Source organism: Secundilactobacillus collinoides DSM 20515 = JCM 1123 (assembly GCF_001435975.1).
Taxonomy (GTDB): Bacteria; Bacillota; Bacilli; order Lactobacillales; family Lactobacillaceae; genus Secundilactobacillus; species Secundilactobacillus collinoides.
Genome location: NZ_AYYR01000001.1, coordinates 38,656 through 59,395 on the forward strand (window position 1 = coordinate 38,656; position 20,740 = coordinate 59,395).

13 protein-coding genes are annotated in these 20,740 nt (G+C 46.3%); 11 read left to right on the forward strand and 2 right to left on the reverse strand.

Annotated elements, in window-relative coordinates; all coding sequences use genetic code 11:
- Positions 1 to 585 precede the first annotated feature (585 nt).
- From FC82_RS00195 to FC82_RS00220, 6 genes are all read left to right on the forward strand, one after another.
- Positions 586 to 2,238 (forward strand): peptide ABC transporter substrate-binding protein, encoded by a 1,653-nt coding sequence (locus FC82_RS00195; protein ID WP_056995889.1) that lies wholly within the window; start codon positions 586 to 588, stop codon positions 2,236 to 2,238.
- Positions 2,239 to 2,861: 623 nt separating this feature from the next.
- A complete protein-coding gene (locus tag FC82_RS00200; RefSeq protein WP_056995890.1) occupies positions 2,862 to 4,499 on the forward strand; it encodes a peptide ABC transporter substrate-binding protein in 1,638 nt (545 codons plus the stop codon).
- Positions 4,500 to 4,899: 400 nt separating this feature from the next.
- On the forward strand, positions 4,900 to 5,829 hold the full coding sequence (gene opp3b / locus FC82_RS00205; RefSeq protein ID WP_054760303.1) for an oligopeptide ABC transporter permease: 930 nt from the start codon (positions 4,900 to 4,902) through the stop codon (positions 5,827 to 5,829).
- A 15-nt stretch (positions 5,830 to 5,844) separates the two neighbouring features.
- Entirely contained in the window at positions 5,845 to 6,864 is a 1,020-nt protein-coding gene (locus FC82_RS00210; RefSeq protein WP_056995891.1) for an ABC transporter permease, read from the forward strand.
- Positions 6,865 to 6,877: 13 nt separating this feature from the next.
- Positions 6,878 to 7,975 carry an ABC transporter ATP-binding protein gene (locus FC82_RS00215; protein ID WP_054760305.1) on the forward strand — a complete coding sequence of 366 codons (1,098 nt, stop codon included), beginning with the start codon at positions 6,878 to 6,880 and terminating at the stop codon, positions 7,973 to 7,975.
- Positions 7,975 to 8,934, forward strand: coding sequence for an ABC transporter ATP-binding protein (locus FC82_RS00220; RefSeq protein WP_191982788.1), 960 nt, complete (start codon positions 7,975 to 7,977; stop codon positions 8,932 to 8,934). The genes FC82_RS00215 and FC82_RS00220 overlap by 1 nt, the downstream gene beginning before the upstream one ends.
- Positions 8,935 to 9,307: 373 nt before the next feature.
- On the opposite strand, the gene FC82_RS00225 is transcribed toward FC82_RS00220, so the two are convergent.
- Both FC82_RS00225 and FC82_RS00230 read right to left on the reverse strand, forming a co-directional pair.
- On the reverse strand, positions 9,308 to 9,967 hold the full coding sequence (locus FC82_RS00225; RefSeq protein WP_056995893.1) for a histidine phosphatase family protein: 660 nt from the start codon (positions 9,965 to 9,967) through the stop codon (positions 9,308 to 9,310).
- Positions 9,968 to 10,024: 57 nt separating this feature from the next.
- Entirely contained in the window at positions 10,025 to 11,881 is a 1,857-nt protein-coding gene (locus FC82_RS00230) for a cation:proton antiporter family protein (RefSeq protein WP_054760309.1), read from the reverse strand.
- A 162-nt stretch (positions 11,882 to 12,043) separates the two neighbouring features.
- Here FC82_RS00230 and helD point away from each other — a divergent pair, with 162 nt between their 5' ends.
- The 5 genes from helD (at position 12,044) to FC82_RS00255 (ending at position 20,708) form a co-directional block, all read left to right on the forward strand.
- Complete coding sequence (helD, locus tag FC82_RS00235; RefSeq protein WP_056995894.1) at positions 12,044 to 14,341, forward strand: RNA polymerase recycling motor HelD; 2,298 nt, start codon at positions 12,044 to 12,046, stop codon at positions 14,339 to 14,341.
- 227 nt (positions 14,342 to 14,568) lie between these two features.
- Positions 14,569 to 15,492: a type I pantothenate kinase gene (coaA, locus tag FC82_RS00240; protein ID WP_056995895.1), complete on the forward strand. Its 924-nt coding sequence runs from the start codon at positions 14,569 to 14,571 to the stop codon at positions 15,490 to 15,492.
- 116 nt (positions 15,493 to 15,608) lie between these two features.
- Positions 15,609 to 17,159 (forward strand): glutamine-hydrolyzing GMP synthase, encoded by a 1,551-nt coding sequence (guaA, locus tag FC82_RS00245; RefSeq protein WP_153021006.1) that lies wholly within the window; start codon positions 15,609 to 15,611, stop codon positions 17,157 to 17,159.
- A 319-nt stretch (positions 17,160 to 17,478) separates the two neighbouring features.
- Entirely contained in the window at positions 17,479 to 18,996 is a 1,518-nt protein-coding gene (locus FC82_RS00250) for a hypothetical protein (protein WP_162260910.1), read from the forward strand.
- 131 nt (positions 18,997 to 19,127) lie between these two features.
- Positions 19,128 to 20,708: a hypothetical protein gene (locus tag FC82_RS00255; protein ID WP_056995898.1), complete on the forward strand. Its 1,581-nt coding sequence runs from the start codon at positions 19,128 to 19,130 to the stop codon at positions 20,706 to 20,708.
- Positions 20,709 to 20,740 lie beyond the last annotated feature (32 nt).

The following is a 20,740-nucleotide window of genomic DNA, read 5'->3' on the forward strand; positions in this document are numbered from 1 at the left end:
GTCGACCGCAAAAGTCGGAACCTGGCTTTTGCGGTCGACGGCCACTAGGTGCAACTCCTTGCCTTTGGGAACACGTTTCGACGCCAAAAGAGCAAAACGTCTGTGATGATGGGGCCTTTAGAAAATGTAGACTAGTCGAACTAGCGCGTGGTCAAAAACGGCTAGATGCAAGCATTCCAACAAAATCAATTAATACTGGTGCATGAGTATTCACATTCAAAAATAGTAATCTAACAATCATATCAAAGTAATGCACCATCATATACGTTAGCATCCTAACGATGCACTGAATATTACACACTGAATAATCCCAACTATTTCATACCTATACATATCAACGAATCCTAATGATAAATTAATACGTTCTTTTCACTTACTTTTGTTACATAATTATTTTTTGACATTTAAAACCAGTCACAACAATATACGTACCAACGTTTCATGTTAGGTGACACTGAAAAATATAAAAATTCATTATTGATTTTAATTATTCACTAATGTACTATTAATGCGTTATTCATTTTGGGTTTATGAATGACGTGTTTTTGTCATTATTATTGTGTGTGTTTAGGAGGAAATAGAACAATGAAGTTAAGAAGACTCGCTGAGTTAGCCGCGGTCGCAGGTGTCGCATTGACGCTTGCAGCATGCGGTAGCAAGCAGTCTGGTTCATCATCTAATGGCAGTTATGCAGCCAAACAGACGGTTAACTGGATGGAAAGTTCACAGTTGCCAACAATGGATATTTCATTAGCAACTGATGAGATTAGTATGGATATGCTGAACAACACCAACGAAGGGTTGTACCACTTGGGCACGGACAACAAAGTTGAGGCTGGGATGGCAACCAAGACCAAGATCAGCAAGGACCAAAAGACCTGGACCTTCACCTTGCGGAAAAACGCAAAGTGGAGCAACGGTGACCCTGTGACCGCGCAAAACTTCGTCTACAGCTGGCAACGGACGGTTAATCCTAAGACCGCTGCTCAGTACGCGTACATCTTTGATGGCGTGAAGAATGCTGATAAGATTATGAATGGTAAGGCACCGGTCAGCAGTTTAGGTATCAAGGCTGATGGGAAGTACAAACTGACTGTTACTTTGGAAAAGAACATCCCATACTTCAAGTTACTGCTCGGGTACGTACCATTCTTCCCACAAGACGAATCCTTTGTTAAAAAAGAGGGTAAGGCATATGGAACCAAGGCCAGCGCGGTTCTTTCAAACGGACCGTTCAAGATCGAAGGCTGGACTGGGACCAATGATTCATGGAAGTTGGTTAAGAGCAACACGTATTGGGATGCGAAGAACGTGCATTTGAAGACCCTGAATGATCAAGTAACGAAGGATTCTCAAACTGCGCTGAATCTATTCCAGAGCGGTAAGCTTGATGAGGCTGTTTTGAGTGGGAACCAAGTTAAGAACATGCTGAACAACAAAGAAATGAATGTTCGGCCAATGTCACGGTCTGCCTATCTTGAAATGAACCAGAAAAAGGTTCCTGCTTTCAAAAACCAAAAGATTCGCCAAGCGATTTCTTATGCGTTGAACCGCAAATCTTTGACGAAGGACGTGTTATCTGACGGTTCGTTTGCAGCCAAGGGCTTCGTCACAAAGGGGCTTGCAAAGAATCCGAAGACTGGCGCTGACTTTACCAAGGATGCTGACAGCAACGGTACTGGTACGTCTTACAATGCAACAAAGGCTAAGCAGCTTTGGAAACAAGGCTTGAAGGCCATTGGCAAGAAGTCGGTTTCCTTTACACTGATGACTGATGATACGCCACAGGAAAAGGAAACTGGCGAGTATGTTCAAAGTCAATTGCAAAAGGAATTACCTGGGATTAAGGTTTCACTCAATGCTATTCCATACAAGCAACGGTTGGCTAAGTCTGCATCTCACAACTTCCAGATGGTCTTAACACTTTGGGGTGCTGATTACTCAGACCCATCGACAGATTTGGATATTATGACTTCTGACAATTCATACAACAACGGTCAGTGGAAGAACACGGCATACGATAAACTGGTTGAAAAGGCCGGCAATGAGGATGCTAATAAACCACAAGCACGTTGGAACGATATGGTTAAGGCTGAACAGATCTTGATGAAGGATCAGGGTGTCATTCCACTGTTCCAAGCAACAATGCCGCAAATGTTGAACTCAAAAGTTAAGGGTGTTATTTACAACACCGCTGGGACACCATTTAACTTCAAGAATATGTACGTTTCTAAATAAGCGTTTATATTATAGTAGAAATGACCAATTTTGAGGTTGGTTAGACGAGTGGGTATTCTCATTGATGGAATACTCACTTTTCTGTCCTATGCTAATGATTAAAAGCTGGCTTAAAAGGGCATAAAAGGGCCGTGACGCGCCTGTTTATACAACTTACGACCAAGATAACCGGTCGTTTTAGAAATCCTTCTCAGCTGTGAAACACATCAAATTCTAAGATGAATGAAATATTCGGCACTATTAAGAAATAGTGTTTGAAAAATACAGATTGATCAGACCTGCAGGCAGTCTTTAATGTCCATTGCAATGTGACATTTTGGTGTTAAGTATTGATAAGGTGAGGTATTAGCCGAGCATCATTCGTGATAGAATGAGAGCAGTCAGATGGTTTTATAAAATAAATAAAGCCTGGCAGAAAACGGTTTCATTCGTGAAAAGATATACCGGTAACGAAAAAATATGCACCGTTTGAGCGCAATCAACACGGGGATTAAGTGGTTATGAGCACGTGAAAATGATAAACCGTCATTGATTTTAATTGTTTTCTAATATACAATAAAACCATTCTAACTACATATTCATAAGTCAGTATGTTTATGCGGTAAAAAGGGGTTGTATTGCTTATGAAACTTAGCTCTGCTGTAAAGCTGGGTGCCGTTTCTGCTGCTTCTTTACTTTTATTGGCCGCGTGTGGGTCTAAAAGCAGTAGTAAAAACCTAGCCAGTAATCAAACGTTGAATTGGGTGGAAACTTCCAACATTCCAACGATGGATCCGTCACAATCGACTGATATCGTGAGTGGGACTGCGCTGAACAACGTTGATGAAGGTTTGTTACGAATTGGGACCGATTCCAAGGTGCGGCCTGGGATCGCCAAGTCTTATACTATTTCTAAAGATGGTAAGACTTGGACGTTCAAGCTACGCCATGCAAAATGGAGTAACGGTGATCCTGTAACCGCTCAAAACTTCGTCTTCGGTTGGCAACGTACTGTTAAACCTTCAACGGCATCACAATATGCGTACTTGTATGATCACGTTAAGAACTATACCGCGGTCAACACAGGTAAGATGTCACCGTCTAAACTTGGGGTTAAGGCGGAAGGTAAGTACAAACTGGTTGTAACGTTGTCACGACCACAAAGCTACTTTAAGTGGATTCTCGGTTCACCAGCGCTTGATCCTCAGGACGAAAAGATTGTTAACAAGTATGGCTCAAAGTTTGCGTCAAACTCGAGTCACGCTGTCTACGATGGGCCGTTCAAGTTAGCCGGCTGGACTGGGACTAACAACACTTGGCAGTTGGTCAAGAACACGAAATACTGGAATGCCAAGGCAACGAAGCTTAAGAAGGTCAATTTCCAAGTTATCAAGGATCAAGGGACTTGGCTTAGCCAGTATCAAAGCGGTAAAGTTGACGAAATCATTACGGATGGGACACAGTACAAACAGTTAAAGAACTCTAAGGAAATGCACCTTAGAAATTCTGCATCTACTTTCTATTTGGAAATGAACCAACGTAAGAACGGCTACTTCAAGAATAACTTGTATGCTCGTAAAGCTGTGTCATTGGCAATCAACAAGACGCAATTAGCAAATAACGTTTTGGCAGATGGGTCAAAGCCGGCAAAGGGGTTAGTATCAACGGGCTTGGTTAAGAATGGGTCAACAGACTTCGCATCTGCAGCCTACGTTAAATCAGGTGTTGAATACAATCTCAAGCAAGCTAAGATCGACTGGAAGAAAGGCTTGAAACAAGCTGGTAAGTCAAGCGTTTCACTGAGCATTTTAGCTGATGATACACCAGCTGGTAAATCAACTTCTGAATTCCTTCAAAGTGAGTTGTCAAAGCTTCCTGGATTAAAAGTTTCCGTTGAAAACGTGCCATTCAGTGTTCGTTTGAGCCGGTCAACTAAGGGTCAATTTAACATGGTTGTCGGAGGTTGGATCGCCGACTTCCCAGATGCAATTTCCTTTAGCTCACTGTTTACGTCTGATAACGCTTATAACCGTGGTCAGTGGAAGAACACCGCATATGACACCTACGTTAAAAACGCTGAAGGCAAGGACGCTAACAACAAGACTGCCCGTTGGGACGATTTAGTTAACGCTGAAAAGACGTTGATGACTCAACAAGGGATCGTGCCGCTGTATCAACAAACTCAAGCGCAACTGCTTAAGTCAAAGGTTCATGGTCTCCAGTACTTCCCAACCGGTGCACAATGGGACTTTAGCCACGCTTACATTTCAAACTCGAAATAAGCGCGTCGTTTGAGAGATTTACACGTGAAGAATTACTGATAGCGTGGGGTTGTGGCGCTTCTAAGTGCCATGACTGAAAGTGTTGGTGCGTTATTGATCGAAGCTGATGGTTGCTGCAAATTGACTTTGAGGGATTGAAATATTTCACCAAAGTTAGCAATAAGTGAGTGAAATTGCAGCGTGCAACGACACTCAGACCATTAAGCTGTTGATTACTAATGGCACAACACTCTAAATAAATGGTAGCTCCACCGTCTAATCACATTGAGAGTGTGTTCTGATAGGTTTCGTGGAAGTAAGGATTGATATGCCGATCCTTACTTTTACATATATAAAATCGTCATTTTACAGTCATGATAAAATAGGATTAGTCTGCAAAATAGAAATGAGAGGTATTTTCATGGCGAAGTATTTAGCAAAGCGGATATTTTATCTGCTCCTGACATTATTTATCGTCATCACCGTCACGTTCTTCATGATGAAGTTATTGCCCGGGACACCGTTGACTAACCAAGCCAAATTGTCCCCGCAAGAACAGCATTTGATTTTGAAACAATATGGGTTGACTAAGCCTGTATGGCAGCAATACTTGCTTTACGTTGTTGGCATCTTCCATGGCAACTTTGGGACATCCTTCCAATTTAGTGACCAACCTGTTTCGTACCTGATCTCCAGCCGGATCGGACCTTCCCTGCTACTTGGGGCACAGGCCATGATCATCGGGGTGCTTCCAGGAATCTTATTTGGTGCCCTTGGTGCCATCAACAAGAACACCTGGATCGATTCTGGAACAACGATCATCTCAATTCTTGGGATCTCAATTCCAAGTTTCGTGTTGGCTGTTCTCCTTCAGTACTATGTCGGTTTGAAATTGGGTTGGTTCCCAATTGCCGACTGGGGCGGTTTCTCGTATACCGTCCTACCGACTCTGGCACTAGCGGCCTCGCCGTTCGCCGATACGGCCCGGTTTATCCGGACCGAAATGGTGGACGTACTGAATTCTGATTACATTGAACTCGCGACCGCTAAAGGGATGAGCAAATGGGGTGTGATTTACCACCATGCGCTCCGGAACAGTTTGATTCCCGTTGTTACGATCATTGGACCGCTGGCCGTTAATATTATGACCGGGTCGATGGTTATTGAAAACATCTTCTCCGTTCCTGGTATCGGGGAACAATTTGTTAAGTCGATCCTGACCAACGACTACCCAACGATTATGGCCGTGACCATCGTTTACAGTGTCATGCTGATGGTTGTGTTGTTGTTGACGGATATTGTTTACGGTATCATCGATCCGCGGATTCGACTGACTGGGAACAGTAACTAAATGGGAGGAAAATAAATGGCTGATCAAATAAAACTTCCAGCAGATAGTTTTGAGCCCGTTGACAAATCGGCTCACCTGGACAGTGAAAAAATCGCAGCGCCTAACCTGACATTTTTGCAGGATGCTTGGCGTCGATTAAGGAAAAACAAGAGCGCCGTCATTGCGATGACCATCTTGATTTTGTTCTTCCTTGCGGCGTTTGGTTCCGCAATTATTTCACCACATAATCCAAACGCGGTTAACCCGCAGTTTGCAAACCTGCCGCCAAAGTGGCCCGGGGTTGATATTAACGGTTTGAACGGTACTTTGAACCAGGCCGGCAGCCGGGTCAACGCCTACGCGCAAGCCCATGCTGGTTCCCACGTTTACTGGTTGGGGACCGACTACCTTGGCCGTGACTTGTTATCGCGGATCCTTTATGGGACCCGGATCTCACTGACCGTTGCCGTGATTGCAACGGCGGTTGACTTGTTGTTTGGGGTTACCTTCGGCCTGTTCTCAGGCTGGCAAGGTGGGCGCATTGATAACTTTATGCAGCGGCTGATTGAAATTATTATGTCGATCCCGCAACTGGTTGTTGTTGTGCTACTGATCCTTGTGTTGAAACCAGGGATGATGTCAATTACCATCGCCATTGCGTTTTCTAGTTGGACCACCATGGCCCGGCTGATACGTGCGCAGACGTTGGAGTTAAAAGAACAAGAATATGTACTGGCGGCTCGGACGTTGGGTGAAAGCTCAGTGAAGATCGCGTTTAAGCATCTACTGCCGAACCTGTCGAGTATCATTATCATTCAAACAATGTTTACCATTCCAAGCGCCATCTTCTTCGAAGCGTTCCTGTCCTACATTGGGATCGGGATCAGTTCACCACAGGCGTCACTTGGGACCTTGTTGAACGATGGGCAAAAGAACTTCCAGTTCCTGCCATATCAAATGTGGTACCCAGCAATCGTCTTGTCGGTTATCATGATTGCGTTTAACGTGTTCGCCGATGGTTTGCGGGATGCCTTTGATCCACAAACGAAAGAGTAGGTGAGCGAAAATGATGGAAAGTAACGAAAACATTCTTGAGGTCGAAAACCTCAAAATCAATTTCAAAACCTACGCTGGGACGGTCAAAGCTATCCGCGACGTGAGTTTTAACCTGAAAAAGGGCGAGACGCTTGCCATTGTCGGTGAATCCGGTTCTGGTAAAACGGTGACCACCCGAAGCATCATGGGATTGTTGGCAAACAACGCAGTGGTCGAAGGCGGAACAGTGATGTTCCACGACCAAGATGTGTTGAAAATGACTGAAAAACAACTGCAGGATTTGCGTGGCGCAAAAATTGCGCAAATCTTCCAAGACCCGATGACTTCGCTTGATCCCACTATGCGGATTGGTCGTCAAATCGCTGAACCGCTGATGGTTCACAAAGGGATGAGCAAGGCGAAGGCCATGGCGCAAGCCCTGGATATGATGAAATTGGTTGGTATTACCAATGCCGAAAATCGAATCAACGACTACCCGCACCAATTCTCTGGTGGGATGCGGCAACGGATCGTCATTGCCATTGCCCTGATCAATTACCCGGAGATCCTGATCGCTGATGAACCAACCACTGCATTGGATGTCACGATTCAAGCCCAAATTTTGGACTTGATGCGTGAACTGCAAAATAAAATCTCGACGTCAATCATTTTCATCACCCATGACCTTGGTGTCGTGGCTGGGATGGCTGACCGGGTGGCTGTCATGTATGCCGGTAAAATCGTAGAATACGGAACGGTTGATGAAATCTTTTACAACCCAAAGCACCCGTATACTTGGGGGCTATTAAGTTCAATGCCGACGTTGGAAACCAACGGCGACGAGCTGCCCTCCATTCCGGGAACACCGCCTGATTTGCTTGACCCACCGACCGGTGATGCGTTTGCCCCACGGAACTCGTACGCCTTAAAGATCGATACTGAAAAGGAACCACCGTTTTTCAAGGTTTCGGATACACACTACGCCGCAACTTGGCTATTGCATCCGGACGCACCCAAAGTAACGCCTCCGGTCCAAATCGTGGCCCGGCAAAAACAATTTGCAGAAATGCAGAAAAAGTTAGCTGCTGAGAAGCTTTCGCACCCAGTAGAGGAAGAGGAGGAAAGACAATAATGGACTACCATAATGCCAAAAAAGTATTGGAAGTCAGCCATCTGAAGCAATACTTTAACGTTGGTAAAAAGGACGAAGTTAAAGCCGTTGACGACATTTCCTTTGATATCTACGAAGGTGAGACCTTTGGGTTGGTTGGTGAATCTGGTTCTGGGAAGACCACTGCCGGACGGGCCATCATTCACCTGTACACGCCAACAAGCGGCTCCATTAAATTTCATGGCGATGAAGTTGTCGGCATGAAAGATAAGACAAAAATGAAGCAGTTCCGTCGTGATATGCAGATGATCTTCCAAGATCCGTATGCTTCCCTGAACCCGCGGATGAAAGTTCGTGACATCATTGCTGAAGGTATCGACATCAACCACTTAGCAAAGAGTAAGGAAGACCGTGATAAACGGGTTGCGGAACTGCTGGAAACGGTTGGGTTAAACCGTGATCATGGGTCACGTTATCCGCATGAATTCTCAGGTGGTCAACGGCAACGGATCGGGATCGCACGGGCGCTTGCTGTGGAGCCAAAGTTCATCATTGCTGACGAACCGATCTCCGCATTGGATGTGTCCATCCAGGCCCAAGTCGTTAACCTGTTGAAGCAGTTGCAAAAGGAACGTCACCTGACGTACCTCTTTATCGCCCATGACCTCTCAATGGTGAAGTACATCAGTGACCGGATCGGCGTGCTGCATTACGGTCGGATGCTGGAAGTCGGAACTTCCGACGAAGTATACAACCACCCGTTACACGACTACACGCGCAGCCTGTTATCTGCTGTGCCGATCCCTGATCCGGAATACGAACGGACGCGAACCCAAATCGGTTACGATCCCAAGTACGAGCAGGGTGACAAGGCACGTAAGCTGGTCGAGATTGCTGAACACCACTGGGTTCAGGCCAGTCCAGATGAAATTCCAATGTATCAAGAACGTGCTAAAAAAGAAGGACTTAAGGTTCTTTAAATGAATATGTTGCACGCTGAAAGGCAGCCAGATTTTCTGGCTGCCTTTTTGTGATTTGCGTCAAATTTGTGGATAAGACAGTGGATCACTTTCCTTGCAAGATGAGATCATGCTGAATGGCATCACCCGTAGTGATTTTGATAATCTATAGCACGTTGCTAACGCCTATGGACCAGCAATAGGCGTTAGCAGATTATTTCTCCAGAGCCATCAAATATCAGGGACAGGTTCATTAATTGGGTAGGTGCCTAATATATATTGGCGGACTGTTATAGAAAGCGGATGGCGCAATTAGACGCAAGCATGCAATGATCCCTCAACCCAAAATAAAAAAGATGCCAAGCAAGCATCTTTTAGAGTTGACGTGTGGCGCCTATAACGGGTCGCTGGTGTTATTAAAATAATCCACATGAAACTTACCATCCGTGATGGTAAGTTTCGTGACAGAGCCGTTTTCGGTGGTTACTGCTGGGTCAAGGGTGTCACTGTAACGCGAAACGATGCTGCGAATCGTGGTGCCGTGAGAAGCAACCAAGACCTTATCGCCATCGTGTTGGGCAGCAATCAATCGGTTGAAGCCGGCGTCCAAGCGTGCCCAGAACTGCGCATTGTTCTCTGCGTCATGGTAGGGATCCTTTTCAGCAATCAAATCTTTGACCGTTTCAATTGAGTAACCGGCAATCATTTTGCTGAAGGTGTCGTAACCGTCTGGACCGCCAATCACATGCCAAGCTTGCAGGTCGTCGTTACCTTCGAAATAGCCAAAATTCTCTTCACGAAACGCAGTGTCGATGGTGGCTTCACTGACGGAGCCGGGGTTGACGGCTAAAATATACTTGGCCGTGTTCTGTGCCCGTGGTGCATCGCTAGTGTAGGCGTCGTCAAAGGGAATAGCTTTCAACCGCTCACCCGCGTGTTTGGCGTCCGCAATTCCCTTGTCGGTCAGTGGGGCGTCCACCCAGCCTTGAATCCGGTGATATTTGTTCAAATAAGTTTGCCCGTGACGGACGAAATAGACAGAAAAGGTTGTCATTCAAATGCTCCTTTGCGAGGTATCAAGATTCAGTCACTAATAGTGTAGCATAGTTTGCTAGTTCAGTTTGCCAAGCTCCCGTCGAATTCGCGGTGCGTCCTGTTTATTGCTGGTAAATAAGATGTGATCGTTTAATTTCAGCGGTGTGTCGCCACTAGGTCTGATGAAACGCTGCTCACGGTAGATCTGGGTGATTGTAATGTCATCAATGAACGGTAAGTTGCGAACCTGGATGTCAGCGTACTTGCGGTTCAACAGGCTCACTTCATAAACCGCCGATTCAGTCGAGCTCAACAATTCGATGGTTGAGGGGCTTTGGATAAGTGCCCGCAGCATACTGATGTTGACCTCTGGTGTGCTGTAGACTTCAACGCCCATTTTAATCAGCGTTTCTCTGCGGTCATCAAGAATATTAGCGTCTTCAAACCGGGCAATGACCCGCGGGACGCCGTATTGTTTGGCGGCTTTTGCCAGACGGTAGTTTTCCTTGGCGTTGCTCTGACCAAGGATGATGATGTCAGTGTCAAACACGCCCTGCTCCACCAGGTCGTTAGCGTTTAAATTTTCCAGAAGCACGACGTTAGTTTCACTGTTAAACGCGCGGTAGTTGGCTTGCCGGTCGGTGTACATCTGAATTTGGTACCAGCCTTTGGCCAGTTGCTGGGCGACGGGGACGGTCAGTAAATTGGTGCCGATAAAGTGGACCTCGGTTTTTTTCAGGTCCTCCTCTTCATCAGAGTAGCGGCGGTTAAACAACAATGGCCCGATGACACAGGTCAAAATTGCCGCCAGTAGAAAGGCGCCAGATTGCTGACTAGTGAGCTTGTTGAGGTGCTGTGCGACTTGCAGGGTTGCCAAAACAACCGTCAGTGTCGTGCTGGTCATGGCGGTGCCGGCAAAGGCATTCGCGTTTTTAAAACGAAGTCGTAAGATTGGGTACACCAGAGCCTTAGCAACGAAATAGGCGATTAAGAAGGCCGGAATTAAAATCAGTGTCTGCTTATTTTGCAGCAACGTTTTCAGATTCAGTCCCACGCCGCTCATGATGAAGAAGATTGGAATGAAAAAGCCGTAACCGATGGAATCCAAACGTACTTTAGTTTCTTCGTGGGGTTCCAGTAATTTCAGCACGATGCCGGCAAGGAACGCACCCAGAATACCCTCTGCACCGACAGACTCCGCAACGGTGACAAGCGCCACGATGAGAAAGAACGCTAGCCGAACGTCAAGTTGGGTGGTCGACTTGTTGATTTTGTCGAAAAATTTAAAGAACGCCTTGAACCGCCAGAACAGCAGGGCGGCGACCAACAGAATCAGCAGCAACAGCCACAGTGACTTGGAATGGGGACTGTAAATCGACGCGTAGAAGGTCAGCCCCAACATAGGCACGACCTCCCCGAGGGCAGAGATAAGCAATATCGTTTGTCCAAAGGGTTTGCTGAGCAATTCTTTTTCCTTGAGTGCGGCGATGACGATGCCAAGTGAAATCGTCATGAAGATGATGGCCGCCAACCACATGTCGCTGAAGAGCCCTGTAATCTGAAAAATGAGTCCCAGCAGGATGGACATTAAAACGATACTGGCATAACTCAGGAAAGCCAGGGTAACAGCGGAGTACCGCGGCGCGCCGACCGCCTGCTTTTGCTGCAACGGTGACAGGTCGGTTCGTTTGCGGCTGAACAGACTGAAATCAATTTCCAGACCGCTTAAGAACAACAGCACGATGACCCCGACGTTTTTCAACAGTGTCAGTGTCTCACTGGTGTGGATAAGATTGAACAGACTGGGACCTAAGATGACCCCGACAATAATCTCGATGACCGCCGTTGGCAGCAACGTCAGTTTAAACCGTGCCATCACCAGCGGAATAATCAGGGCTGCTAACAGAATAATGACGAGCGAAATTTGATTCATAGGACACCTCACAATGGTGGCTCAAAACAGCGAGCCGAATAGTATGTAACGGGTTAAGCCGACAGTGTTGGCCCAGCTTGTTTAAAAATAGACTAATTACAACACACGCTAGGCGATAAGTGGTAAAATTGACTATCGAAATTTATGGATGGAGGGGTCATTATGGCTGCGTCAATTAAGCAACAAGAACAAGCTCACCTTGATGATGTTGTATCTAAGATCAAGGTGGCCCAAACCAAGGCACAAACGTCGATTGAACAAGCAGAAGCTGATGAGAAGGGCATTCGCGATAACTTCCAAAATGACCTTCGGCTGAAAACGGATTCCTATACCGGCATGATGGAGACCGCGCTGTCGGTTCGCCAACAACAACAGTTATTAGGTGAACGGCAGAACAGTTGGCAACACGCCACGAATGAATTAACAACGTTAAAAAAATTGGAAAAAACGCCGTACTTTGCGCGCATCGATTTCCACGAGGCTGGCGAACCCAAAACGGAGACCATTTACATTGGTCTGGCCTCCTTTTCAGACGAACCGGATCGGTTTCTAGTATACGATTGGCGGGCCCCGATTTCTAGTGTTTACTACGATGGCGGTTTAGGTGACGTGACGTACCTGACACCGGATGGCGAACAGACGGTGGATGTTAAATTGAAGCGGCAGTTCCAAATTGAAGACGCCAAGATCAAGACTGTTTTTGACACGGAAGAAGCTGTTGGCGACCAAATGTTGTTGGACGCGTTGAGCGAAAAATCCGACACCAAGATGAAGTCCATCGTGACCACCATCCAAAAGGAACAAAACCAGATCATCCGGGATACAAAATCGGACCTGTTATTCGTCCAGGGTGCTGCGGGTTCCGGTAAGACAGCAGCTGTGTTGCAACGGGTCGCTTACCTGCTATACCGGTACCGGGGGAAACTAACGTCCGGTCAGGTGGTGCTATTCTCGCCAAACCAACTGTTTAACGACTATATCGACCAAGTGCTGCCGGAATTGGGCGAGCATAACATGGTCCAGATGACTTATTACCAGTATGCTGGCCGCCGGATTCCGAAGATGGCAGTTGAAACGCTGTCAGAGCGTTTCAGTGAAGATTATACGGCAGCTGAAAAACGCATTGATACGTTAAAGGGCGGACTGTCCTTCTTTGACGCGGTGACGGCCTATGCAAACCACCTTGAAAAAGAAGATATGATCTTTAGAAACATCAACTTTAAGGGCAAGCCGTTCTTTACTAAAGAAAAAATTCATGATATTTATTACAGCTTTAATGAAAATTACCGCTTAGGCAACCGGTTGGACGGGACGCAAGAACGGCTCATCAAGATGCTGAATCGTCGCATCAGTTCTGAGATGCGGACCAAGTGGGTCGAAGAAGCCGTTCAGGACCTGAGTAAAGAGGAAATGGACAAGTTATTTGGCGACCAGCCGCGCGAATTCGAGTCAGCGGACAAAGAGTTTCAATTTCTGGCCCGAAAAATTGTCATGAAGGCCTTTCAACCGATTCGGCAGGCCATTGTCCGTAACCGGTTTTTGAGCATTAACGCGCAGTTCGTTCACATGCTGCGCAGTATGCCTTACATCATCGACCTTGCCAAGTACGATATCAGTAAGGACGACTGGAAGGCCAGTGTTGCGCGAGCCGTTGACCGAATCAAGAAGGGCAAAATGACGCTGAGCAACGTTTCTGCCTATCTGTACCTGTTTGATAAAATGACGGGCAAGAAGGGCGAACGCGATATTCGCTACGTCTTCATTGATGAAGTTCAAGACTATACGCCGTTTCAACTGGCATTCTTGAAGTTCAGTTTCCCACGAGCCCGGTTTACACTGCTTGGCGATTTGAATCAGGCTATTTTTACCAAGGAAAACAGCCACACGCTGCTAAGCGAGCTCAGTACGATGTTTGATCCAGAAAAGACCCGCGTTGTGCAATTGACGCAATCCTACCGGTCGACCCAGCAGATTACCGACTTTACCCGGCACATTCTGGTGAATGGGGAAGCGGTGACCGCCTTTGATCGGGAGGGCCAGTTGCCGAACGTGACCCTGGCGGCGGATGAACAGGGCGAGCTGCAGGCACTGATCAAACAGGTTGACCAAAACAACCAGGACAAAGAAACGACCGCCATTATCGGCAAGACGTTGAAACAGTGTCGGGCTTTAGCCAAACAGCTCAAGGAAGCAGGCGTGCGTGCAACGTTGATTCAGTCCGAAAATCAACGGTTGGCATCAGGCGTGATCATCGTGCCGTCGTTCCTCGCAAAGGGGCTTGAATTTGACGCAGTTATTGTCTGGGAAGCTTCTGATGAAAACTATTTTGAAGAAGACGACCGGCAGTTGCTGTACACCATCTGTTCCCGTGCGATGCACCGATTGACAGTGCTGGCGGATGGCAAATTGTCACGACTGTTGGAAACTGTTCCGGCGGAGGAATATATATTGAATAAGTAATGGTGTTGAGGTGCGAAGTGATGTGTCGAAAACGATGCGTTGCTTGGCGCCTTTTTTAGTTGGTGTGCGTGGCACTGCTGATGATTGGACACAGTCCACAGCGGGTCTTTAAGGCTTGTGAAATACTATTTTTGAGACAATCAGCAACTAACCCTACGCGGATGGTAGCGCTTAATGTATAATGGTGACAATTGTATTTCGACTGATAAGGTGAGGCAGACAGGCAAATGACTGATTTGATAAACTACGATGTATTTGAAAAGCCCCAGTGGCGCGATTTTTACCAAGCGGCCTCCGTGCCGTTGACTCAGGCCAGCTTGAAGCAGGTCCAAGCGTTTAACGACCGGATTTCGCTGCAGGACGTGCAGGACGTTTATATTCCGTTGATCCACCTGCTGTCCCTGAAGATTAAGGACTTTGACCGCTGGCAGGACGTGAAGTCTGATTTTCTGCACAAAAAACCCCGGCACGTCCCCTTCATTATCGGAATTGCCGGCAGTGTTGCCGTGGGAAAGAGTACCACGGCGCGGTTGCTTGAAGTGTTGATGAACCACTTTTTCCCAACGCAACGGGTTGAATTGGTGACTACCGATGGGTTTCTTTATTCCACTGCTGAATTGAAAAAACGGGGCATCTTGGATCGTAAGGGTTTCCCTGAAAGTTACGATATGAAAACACTAATTGCTTTTCTAAATAAGGTGAAGGCTGGCGTGAGCGACATCACCGTGCCGGTGTATTCACACAAGGTCTACGATATTATTCCAGATCAGGTGCAGCACATAATCAAACCAGATATTTTGATTGTTGAAGGAATCAACACGCTGCAGCTGCCAAGCACGGAACAGGTGTATGTATCTGATTTTACGGATTTTTCAATCTATGTGGATGCAAAACCCGAACTAATTGAGAAATGGTTCCTGGAACGTTTTGATGCATTATTGAAGCTTGCGTTACAGGATTCCGATAACTACTACTATGAATACGCTACCGGGAATCACGAGGACGCAATTAAGGCTGCCAAACAGACTTGGTCCAGCATTGATCTGCCTAACTTACAAGAGTTCATTTTACCGACACGAAATCGGGCAGACCTCATTATTCATAAGGGTCCGCACCATATCATCGACCAAATTTTAATGCGGAAATATTAGTTAGTAAAACCCGAACAATTAAAAACTATTAATTTTGATTGACCGGCTTTAGGGTTTTCGGGTATGATAGGGGCATATGATTTAATTAGAAAGACAATAACTAAGGGGTGAATCGTTTGGCAAAGGTGGATTTATCGTCCTTTGATAAGATTATTGTGCTGGACTTTGGTAGCCAGTACAACCAACTCATTACGCGCCGAATTCGTGATCTGGGCATCTACTCAGAATTGATGGCTCACACGATCACGGCTGACGAAGTAAAGGCTATCAACCCAAAGGGAATTATCTTTTCCGGTGGGCCAAATAGTGTTTATGCAAAAGATGCACTGCGCGTTGACCCGGAGATCTTCAAGTTAGGCATTCCTATCTTGGGTATCTGTTACGGGATGCAGCTAATGGCTTATACGCTGAATGGGAAAGTTGACTCTGACAACGGTCAGTATGGCCGAGCTGCTATTACGGTGACCAGCGACGATGCAACATTGTTCGCCGGGACACCGAAGGAGCAAAACGTCTGGATGAGCCATGGCGACTTGGTCACCCAAGTCCCAGAAGGCTTCACCAGCGTTGCCACGAGTCCTGAGTGCCCGATTTCTGCCATGCAGGACACGGCGCGCAACTTTTACGGCATTCAATTTCACGCTGAAGTCCGGAACACGGACTACGGTAATGAAATTTTGAAGCACTTTGCATTTGACGTTTGTCATGCCGAGGCTAACTGGTCAATGGATGATTTCATTGACCTGCAAATCGAGCATATCCGGCAAACCGTTGGCGACAAGAAGGTTCTCTTAGGACTGTCCGGCGGGGTTGATTCCTCCGTTGTTGGGGTGTTGCTCCATAAAGCTATCGGTAATCAGCTGACCAGTATCTTTGTTGATCATGGTCTGTTGCGGAAGGGCGAAGTCGAACAAGTCATGGCGAGCCTGAAAGGTAAATTTGGTCTGAACATTATTCAGGTTGATGCGCACGAGCGTTTCTTAACCAAATTGGCGGGTGTCAGCGACCCTGAAAAGAAGCGGAAAATCATCGGCAACGAATTCATCCAAGTGTTTAACGATGAAGCAACCAAGCTTGATGGTATCGACTTCTTAGCTCAAGGCACTCTCTACACCGACGTTATTGAAAGTGGGACTGATACGGCGCAAACCATCAAGTCACACCATAACGTAGGCGGATTACCAGACGACATGCAGTTCCAGTTGATCGAACCATTGCGGTCACTCTTCAAAGATGAAGCACGTGAACTGGGTGAAAAACTCGGCATGCCTTCTGACCTCGTCTGGCGTCAACCATTCCCTGGTCCTGGTTTAGGGATTCGGGTGATTGGCGAAATCACACAAGAAAAACTTGAAATCGTCCGCGAAAGTGACTACATTCTTCGTGACGAAATTAAAAAAGCCGGTTTAGACCGCGACATCTGGCAGTACTTCACTGTATTACCAGGTATCCGGTCAGTGGGTGTCATGGGTGATGGTCGAACATACGACTACACCGTTGGTATCCGGGCCGTCACTTCAATCGATGGGATGACCGCGGACTTCACACACATTCCGTGGGATGTGCTGAGCCACATTTCAACACGGATCGTAAACGAATGTGACCACGTTAACCGTATCGTGTATGACGTGACGAGCAAGCCGCCTTCGACTATTGAGTGGGAATAGCGCGTTGCTATTATCTGCTCGGTAAATAATGAAAATTAACCGCCGCATTTTTTAATTGTGGCGGTTTTCGTTTGGTCATTTTTAGTAAGACGTATTACGATTATGACTCATTTTCAAAATGATAACCGGTGAGCCCTTAAAACACTGTGAACCAAGCTTTGGTGGAAAGTGTTTTTATGGTACGATATGAGCATGAAACAACAGGGACGAACGCCATACAAGCAAACTATGCTCATTAGGGATGAAACCGCTTAATAAGTGAACGCCTTGTCATGATATACTAGTCATATCTAAACACGAAACTAGGGAGTAAATTATGTTGGAAAAAAACAGCGCGTTTGATAAACAAATTAACGATTATTGGCAACAATACAAAATATCGGACATCTACCTCGGCTTTACAGACATGTACGATGAAGATGAACTGAAAACGATTTTCGACAATTTCATGAAGGGTCTGCTGACGCTTGGTGGAACCAATAAGAAAAAATGGCAGGTTGATAACTATGAGATGGCCATGGAATTGGTCTTTTCAGATATCAGTGACCAGTTTGGCGATTCTGACAAAAAGGCGCTGACCCGGGAATTTCAGGATGTTTTGGAGCCGCTGGAAGGCGTTGCAATTTACGCCTTTGATGATGCCGGCAATAGCAAACAGGGGCCTGACTTTGATGCGATGCTGGTTGAGGTCGAAGATGATTTTAAAATCGGTGCTGCCTATTATCCTGAGTACTACACGGACCCTGACGCGGATGATAAGCCGCCGTACAAAAAGCCACTGGACGCGACACAAAAGCGGACACTGGCAAACATCAAGAGTGACCTAGCGAACTGGTTGGCTGATTTCAAAGAAAGCGACGAATGGCGGATGCTAAACGATGCCGTCTCGTTCGATGACGCTGACTGGTACATTCATATCTTAGTAGAACAGCTTTACACCCAGTATCATATCGCACCGAAGGATTGGGGAGTAGAGATGGTTAGGGCTGTGATGACGGACTACTTTGTCAGCAACGTGGGGATGACAGCTGATAAGTACAAGGACGTTGCCCCGTCGTTACTGACCTTCGTTGGGTTTATGAAGTCCCATGGGTTGATTGATTCAGACCAGGCGAATTTGATTCTCAAGGGCATTCAGGACATCAATGATACGATGATTGCTCGGGCTCAGGATCCCCAAAATTACTCTGAATCTAAAAAAATGATTTTGGCCATGCAGGAAGCAAAGATCGACATGAAGGACCAGGATGCCGTCAATGCCTTTATGGCCCGAAGTAACGAGAACACCCAGGCTGAGCGGGCCTCTAAGGGACTGACTTATGATCAAACGCTTGTTAGTCAGCCTAAGGAGGACTATTTGACCATGAAGCATGTGGCAGAACGAGACGGCCACAAGTTTAGCAAGTCAGTCGCAACCAAGGTGCATGATGATATGGCTCGGACTGCTTGGTATTTGTGGAGCCAGCCGGCACAGCAGCATTTGCACGATCGCCTGAATGAAGCAACCTTTGTAAACGCGCTCGTATTATTTGCGGATGAGGTTTATGCACAAACGGTGGCCACGCCGAAACGCTGGAATGGAGAGAATGTCCAAACGATATTGGCTGGTCGCAAACAAGAAATATCGCGTGTTAGTTACCAACAACTCGTAACGAGTTTAGAAGTGCTGGTGTCTTACCTTGTTGAGCAAGGAAAGTTTACGAAAGGGAATGCAGCTGCGGTGCAAGCAGTGTTGGATGCTGAACATGAGGACCTGCAATATGGTAAGGTTGTCTCAATGCAACAGGCTAAGAAACTGTTAGGCAAGAAGAAAAAACGCAATAAAAGACGTAAGTAATGAGTTCACGCTGATTGAACCCTCAACATCGTTTGATTGAGGATTTTTTCTGTTAAAAATGGTGTAATAAGTACCGCGTTCTAGGTGAGTCAATAAAGAATATGCCAAACTAGGGCTACGGAAAACGAATCATGAACGAAATTGAGATGGGAGTCAAAATGGCAAAACATAAGCAAAACCCAGAAAAACAGTATTTATCCTTTCGAAATCAATATGCGCAAACCGAAAATTTTCAGCAACTGGCGACCATTTTTAAAGACGATGAAATGAATGCCATTTTAGGCACCTTCACGTTTACTTTGTTTGAAAATGCTGGCATGAATCCGAAACAGTGGACAGTGGCCGATATCGAAGAAGCGATGGGCGCAGTTTTTTATGCATTCTCGACGCACATGACTCAAGCCTCCCATGATGAGTTGCAGGGTGCATGGCGCGATATGTATATTCCGCTGAACGATTTTGTGATCTTTCTTGTAAACACCGTTGCGACGACGCTGAAACATTCTGAGATTACTGATATGTTACAACGGGTGGAAGTGGCGTATGGTGTTGGTGAGCAGGGTTATGGCGACCAGAACGAGCCGGTCGATTTCGATATCATCAAAGCACCAGAATATGGTGATGACTATACAGCTGATGAAGTATTCGATAAGCGATTTTTTGGCCCTGGGGTGACAACTGAATGGCATGACTATATTGCGGCAGACATCGACAAATACGTTACGGCTTGGGTGTCCACGTTCTTTGATAGTCAGGAATGGCAGTCAGTTTCAAAGATGACCACTCAAGAAAATGCTTCGCGGTACATCAAGGAGATGACGAGGGCAGCCTACGATGAATACCATCGGACACCCAAAAATTGGACGATAGCAGTGATCAAAGCAGTGTTAACTGACCATTTTGTGCACCAGTTCATCATTCAACCGGCCCAATACCAAGAAATTGGGCCGGTATTAGAGGCCTTCTTCAGCTTTGCAAAACGGGCGGGCTATCTGCGTTCAGTCAATGCCGATCGGACAATTAAAGCGATTAAAGAAGTTGAAGAGACCATGGTAGTGGCCGGACAAAACCGTCAAAAATATTCGGAAACAAAAAAAATGTGGTTGGATGCAGCATCGGCCGGAATCGACAAACGGGATCGGAAAGAAACGGAAGCCTTCATTGGTGCTTGGGTCGAAAACCAACAGGCAAGACGTGCCGGTGAGAGCCGCTCCTATGAACGTGATTTGGTCTATTTTAATGACGGAGATTATTTGACTATGCCTCACGATCAATCAACGGGGCAGCTACATTGGACTAAAGCGGTGGCAACGCGTACTCATGGCGACTTATCAAGATATGCTTGGTACCTTTGGAGCTTACCAGAAAATCAAGATCTTCATGAGCAGATTAATGAAGCTGATTTCGTTGACTTTATTACTTTTTTTGGTGATGCCATGTACGCACAGTTCTTGGAAACACCAAAACGGTGGCAACCTGATGACGTGCGTATTATCTGGTCAGGCTATGACCCAACCAGTGATCCAGAAAGTTTTGCCTTGTTACGAGAAAGTCTAAAACGCTTGGTCACTTACTTGGACACGGAAGGAAAATTGGCCAAACAACTTGGTCCTGAAATTAAGGCTGTATTTGATGGGGCGCAACTAAAACCGAAGAAAAAAAGTAATGTGGTGTCGCTAGCAGATGCGAAAAAGAGATTAGATAAGAAATAGCCTGATAGTGAATTTGTGACAAAAAAAGACTG

Coding starts and splice junctions, on each gene's coding strand:
- FC82_RS00215 (WP_054760305.1), top strand. CDS start 6,878: ATGGAAAGTAACGAAAACATTCTTGAGGTCGAAAACCTCAAAATCAAT.
- opp3b (WP_054760303.1), top strand. CDS start 4,900: ATGGCGAAGTATTTAGCAAAGCGGATATTTTATCTGCTCCTGACATTA.
- helD (WP_056995894.1), top strand. CDS start 12,044: ATGGCTGCGTCAATTAAGCAACAAGAACAAGCTCACCTTGATGATGTT.
- FC82_RS00210 (WP_056995891.1), top strand. CDS start 5,845: ATGGCTGATCAAATAAAACTTCCAGCAGATAGTTTTGAGCCCGTTGAC.
- FC82_RS00225 (WP_056995893.1), bottom strand. CDS start 9,967: ATGACAACCTTTTCTGTCTATTTCGTCCGTCACGGGCAAACTTATTTG.
- FC82_RS00255 (WP_056995898.1), top strand. CDS start 19,128: ATGAACGAAATTGAGATGGGAGTCAAAATGGCAAAACATAAGCAAAAC.
- FC82_RS00220 (WP_191982788.1), top strand. CDS start 7,975: ATGGACTACCATAATGCCAAAAAAGTATTGGAAGTCAGCCATCTGAAG.
- FC82_RS00200 (WP_056995890.1), top strand. CDS start 2,862: ATGAAACTTAGCTCTGCTGTAAAGCTGGGTGCCGTTTCTGCTGCTTCT.
- FC82_RS00195 (WP_056995889.1), top strand. CDS start 586: ATGAAGTTAAGAAGACTCGCTGAGTTAGCCGCGGTCGCAGGTGTCGCA.
- coaA (WP_056995895.1), top strand. CDS start 14,569: ATGACTGATTTGATAAACTACGATGTATTTGAAAAGCCCCAGTGGCGC.
- FC82_RS00230 (WP_054760309.1), bottom strand. CDS start 11,881: ATGAATCAAATTTCGCTCGTCATTATTCTGTTAGCAGCCCTGATTATT.